Origin of the sequence: Myxococcus vastator, from assembly GCF_010894475.1 — a bacterium.
In the GTDB taxonomy this organism is placed as follows: domain Bacteria; phylum Myxococcota; class Myxococcia; order Myxococcales; family Myxococcaceae; genus Myxococcus; species Myxococcus vastator.
Genome location: NZ_JAAIYB010000571.1, coordinates 1 through 4571, shown reverse-complemented (window position 1 = coordinate 4571; position 4571 = coordinate 1). Strand labels below are relative to the sequence as shown.

General features: G+C 72.6%; 5 protein-coding genes. All 5 read right to left on the bottom strand.

The window, feature by feature from the left end:
* Positions 1–1008: glycine betaine ABC transporter substrate-binding protein (locus G4D87_RS34060; RefSeq protein WP_163786845.1), on the bottom strand; the 1008-nt coding region annotated here is incomplete at its 3' end.
* A complete protein-coding gene (locus G4D87_RS34055; RefSeq protein WP_163786844.1) occupies positions 1005–1763 on the bottom strand; it encodes an ATP-binding cassette domain-containing protein in 759 nt (252 codons plus the stop codon). The genes G4D87_RS34055 and G4D87_RS34060, both read right to left, overlap by 4 nt.
* A gap of 21 nt (positions 1764–1784) precedes the next feature.
* Positions 1785–2738 (bottom strand): hypothetical protein, encoded by a 954-nt coding sequence (locus tag G4D87_RS34050; RefSeq protein WP_176413503.1) that lies wholly within the window; start codon positions 2736–2738, stop codon positions 1785–1787.
* A 67-nt stretch (positions 2739–2805) separates the two neighbouring features.
* A complete protein-coding gene (locus G4D87_RS34045) occupies positions 2806–3477 on the bottom strand; it encodes a DUF4142 domain-containing protein (RefSeq protein WP_176413502.1) in 672 nt (223 codons plus the stop codon).
* Between the two features lie 107 nt (positions 3478–3584).
* The coding region (locus G4D87_RS34040; protein WP_163786843.1) for a mechanosensitive ion channel family protein at positions 3585–4571 on the bottom strand (987 nt) is incomplete at its 5' end.

The following is a 4571-nucleotide window of genomic DNA, read 5'->3' as shown; positions in this document are numbered from 1 at the left end:
CCCCAGCCGAGGCCGCCGCGCGGCCAGCACGCCCAACGGCACCGCGAGCGCCATCGCCGCCAGCAGTGACACCCCCACGAGGAACAGGTGCTCACGCGTCCGCTTCCACACGCGAGCGGCCAGCCCGTCCCCACGCACCTCCGAGCTGACTCCCAGCGCCGTGGCCAGGAAGCCCGAGGCCACGCGCCCCTCCGACACGCGCTCCAGCCGGGCCCTCGCGTTGAGCTTCACCATGTCCTCCTCGGACACGCGGCCCTCCAGACGCAGCAGCGCCGCCAGGGCCTCGGGCGCCCGCGCCTCCAGGTCGTCGCGATACAGCAGCACCGCGTCATACGCGGGGAAGTGGCGCAGGTCGTCCTCCAGCACGCGCAACCCGTAGGCTTCAATCTCCGCATCGGTGGAGTACAGGTCCGTGAGCTGGAGCGACCCGCTCTCCAGCCCCCGGTACGCCAAATCATGGTCCAGCCCGCGCACCTCCCGCTGCGGCAACGCGTAGCTGTCTCGCAATGCGGGCCAGCCGTCCGCGCGGTTCATGAACTCGTTGCTGAAACCCAGACGCAGCGAAGGATGGGCACGCAAATCGGAGATGCGCCGGATGCCCAGCCGCTCGGCCTCCGCGTCCTTCATGCCCAGCGCATACGTGTTGTTGAAGCCCAGCGGCTCGCTCATCCGCAGCCCCGCCTCGGCCAGGGCCTCACGCAGCGCCGCGTCGTCCGGCAGGTGGCGCCCGGACAGCAACTCCTGGCGCAGCGTGCCCGTGTACTCGGGATACACGTCGAGCTCTCCCCGGCGCAGCGCCTCCCAGAGCACGGCGGTGCCGCCCAGCTCCCGCCGATGCGTGACACGCGCACCGGTGCTCCGCGCGAGCTGCGCCGCCGCTTCTCCCAGGATGACGGACTCGGTGAACTTCTTGGAGCCCACGCGCACCTGGGGCACGCCGTCCCCAGACGAGGACGCCCCGCCACACGCGCACACGAGCAGCGACACCAGGAGCCACACGCCCCTCACGCCTCGCCTCCCGCCCCGCCGTTGGGAAGGGGCCGCTGCGCCTGGATGAACCGGGTGACGAACGCGTCCGCGGGCCGCGCCTCCAAATCCGCGAGCCGCCCCTGCTGCACCACGCGGCCCTCCCGCATGAGCAGGATGCTGTCGCCCAGGAAGCCCGCCTCCGCCAGGTCATGCGTCACCAGCACCACCGTCTTGCGCAGCCGGGCGAAGATGCCGCGCAGGTCACCTTGCAGCTCGTGACGGACCAGGGGGTCCAGCGCGCCCAGGGGCTCGTCCAGCAGCAACACGTCCGGGTCCAACATCAACGCGCGCATCAGCGCCACCCGCTGACGCTGACCGCCGGAGAGCTGCGAGGGGTAGCGCGCCAGCGCGTCCGTGGGAAAGCGCGTCAACTCCACCAGCGCCTCCAGCCGCGCGCGCGTCTTCGCCGCGGGCCAGCGCAGGTGGCTCGCCATGAGGGTGACGTTCTCCTCGCCCGTGAGGTGCGGAAAGAGGCCGCCCCCCTGGAGCGCGTACCCCACGCGATGGCGCACCGCGAGCAGCGCCTCGCCTCCCGCGGGCAGCGGCTCGCCATCGAAGAGGACGCGCCCGGTGTCACACGGCAGCAGCCCGTTGAGCAGCCGCAGCAGCGTGGACTTGCCACAGCCGCTGGGCCCCAGCAGCACCGTGGTGCGCCCTGTCGGCAGGCTCAAGCTGAGCGGATGCAAGGCCTGCAGGGCCCCGTAGCATTTGGAGACGTCCTGGAGCTCGTACACGAGGTGTCGTCCTTCGCGGCATCAAGGCAGGCTGAACGCGCCGTTGCAGACGGCGGGATACGGAGGCTCGGAGGCCAGGTGGCTGCACGCGGCGAAGAGCGCCCGGTCCTCCCACGTCACGGCCGCGGCCCACACGCGCAGCGGCCCCTCGGGCGAGGGTACCGTGAAGCGCGCGCAGCGCGTGTCCAGGTTCTCCAGCCGGCAGGGCACCTCCTCCACCGGCCCCGCGCCCGGCAGTGAATCCACCAGCTCCGCCACGCTCCGCGAGCGCCAACGCTCCGTCACCTGGGCCTGGGCCGGCGCATGGAGGCTCCACGACAGCGCGGCCCTTTCGCAGCGGATGCGCCCCGCGCGCGCCGTGGACGCGGCGAGCTGACAGCCGTCCGGCACGGCCAGGGCCCGCCACGGCAGGCGCGGCGGGACGAGCAGCGCCTCGCGTCCCAGCGCCTCACCTTCAGGGCTGCCCTTCGAGGCGAGGGACTCGAGCAGCTCCAGGCAGCGCGCCAGCAGGGGCCGCACGGGCGCGCGGACGACGCACCCGAGCTGCCGCACCCGCCCCAGCGTCCCGGCGACCGCGGAGGCATACCCGGCGGCGCGACAGGCCTCCGCCTCGCACGCCTCCACTCGGACCGAGGGCCACGGACTTCCCGCCAGCGGCAGCGCCTCCTCCACCACCGTGGCGCCGGGCCCCAGCCATTCGGTGATTCGAGCCTGGGACTCCGTCAACGCCTGCTCGCGCGTCAGGCCCTCCCGCTCGGTCAGCCACACCGTCACGCCGTCGCAGCGGTAGCGCCGCGAGTCGGCTCGGTCCGGCACCAGCGTGCAGCCCTCGAACAAGGCGCGGGCTTCAGGGAGGAAGGGCCCCACGGGCGTCGCGCCCTCGGGGGCCACGGGCGACACCCGAGACGCGGGCGCGGCGCACGAGCCCAAGGCTCCAGCCAGATACACCCACAGCAGCCTCGCGGCGGTCCTCATGCCGCCGGAGTTAGGCGTCCCCGCTTCGTCACGTCAACCCGGCGAGCCAGGCGACGGGACGGCGCGTTCACTCGAAGGACTCTTTCAGCCCCTGGGCCCGCTGCAGATGACGGTCCGCGAGGTTGCCCGTCCTGTCGAGCATGAGCGTGAAGGCCTTGTCGTTCCTGTACGTCGACCGTGCCTGCTTCACGAGCCGCAGGACTCCCTCCTGGTCATCGACGACGCGCTTCAGGAAGGCCTCGTCGAACTCCCGGCCCTGCGCCTCGCGGAGCACCTCCAGGTGCTGCTGGGCATACGCCACGGCCTGCACCAGGCGGGCGTCCGCGCGCTGCATGGACAGACTCGGCCCCGGGAGGAGCCCCCCGTCCTTGCTCCCCGAGCCGCCCATCCCCGCCGTGTCCCGGGGCTGTGTGAGGTCCGCCACCACCATGTCCATGGACGGCGAGCCGCCCCACGCCTTCAAGTCCTGGAGGTGGCGGCGGTGGTCCTCCACCAGCCGCAGCGCGAACTGCCGCACCTGCGGGTTGGCCGACTTCTCCAGCGCCAGGTTGCCCGCCGCGATGGCCGTCGCGTCGAAGAGGGAGAGCTGCGCCAGGAGCAGGTCCCGCTCCGACAGGGACTCACGCGTCTGCCCGGCCTGGGCCGCCTCCGCCCGGGCGGTGAGCCCCACCAGGGGGCCCGTGCCCCACAGGGCCGCCAGGAGCGCCACGCCGCCTGCTCTGCCAAGCCTTCCAGCCATGTCCACCTCCCGACGAAGCGATGTCCGAAGGTGGGCCTCCCATGGCGCTCACGGCAAACACGGCCTGCCCGGCGGGGCCTCCCCGTGGGGCCCCGTGGACACGAGGCTCACTCCTGGCGCTTGGCCGCCACCATGACGTTGGCGCCCGCGGGCCCGGAGAGGGGCACCACGCCCAGCGTGACGGCGGCGCCGTCCTGGACGTTCGCGTGGGTGGCCTCGGCGCGCAGCAGCGGCAGGCCATGCGGCTGCTTCTGGAGGAACTCGATGAGCTTCTCGCGGACGAGGCACCGCAAGTCCCACTGCTTGCCCGAATCCGCCGCGCTCACCAGCGCGCGCAGCTTCATGGTCCGCTCGGTGCAGTCCGTCACCTGGAGCCCCGCCACCTTGCCGTCCCATAGCGCGGCGCCGTCCGTCTCGCAGATGCGCCGCAGCTCGGCGCGCACGGCCGGCACGTCCGTCCGGAAGTCCGCGAAGATTTCCGCCGTGCCCAGGATGTCCGGCGACACCTTGCTCCAGTTCTGGAAGGGCTTGTCCAGGAAGTGGCTCATCGGCACCACCAGCCGGCGCAAGTCCCACACCTTCACGACGATGTACGTGAGGGTGATTTCCTCCACCCAGCCCCACTCGTTCTCCACGATGACGGTGTCGCCAATGCGCACCGGCTGGGTGATGGAGAGCTGGATGCCCGCCAGCAGCGTGGAGATGGACTTCTGCGCGGCCAGGCCCAGCACCAGGCCGGCGATGCCCGCGGAGGCCAGCAGCGACACGCCCACGTTGCGCACCGCCTCGAACTGGAGCAGCAGCAGCGAGCCCGCCACCAGCACCACGGTGGACTCGATGACCCGGCGCATGACGGCCAGCTGCGTGCGCAGGCCGCGCACGCGCGCCACGTCCGGGCCCTCCGCGCCCACACGGTGCTCCAGGAAGCCCGCCGCCAGCCGCACGAAGCGCATGAGGAACCACGCCAGCGACGCGATGACGAGCGAGCGCGCCACCAGGTCCACCAGGTGCTGCGCGGGCGGAGGGAGCAGCAGCATCCGCGTGCCGGAGGCCACCACCACCGCCGCCACCGGGTGCCGCAAGGGCCCCTTCCC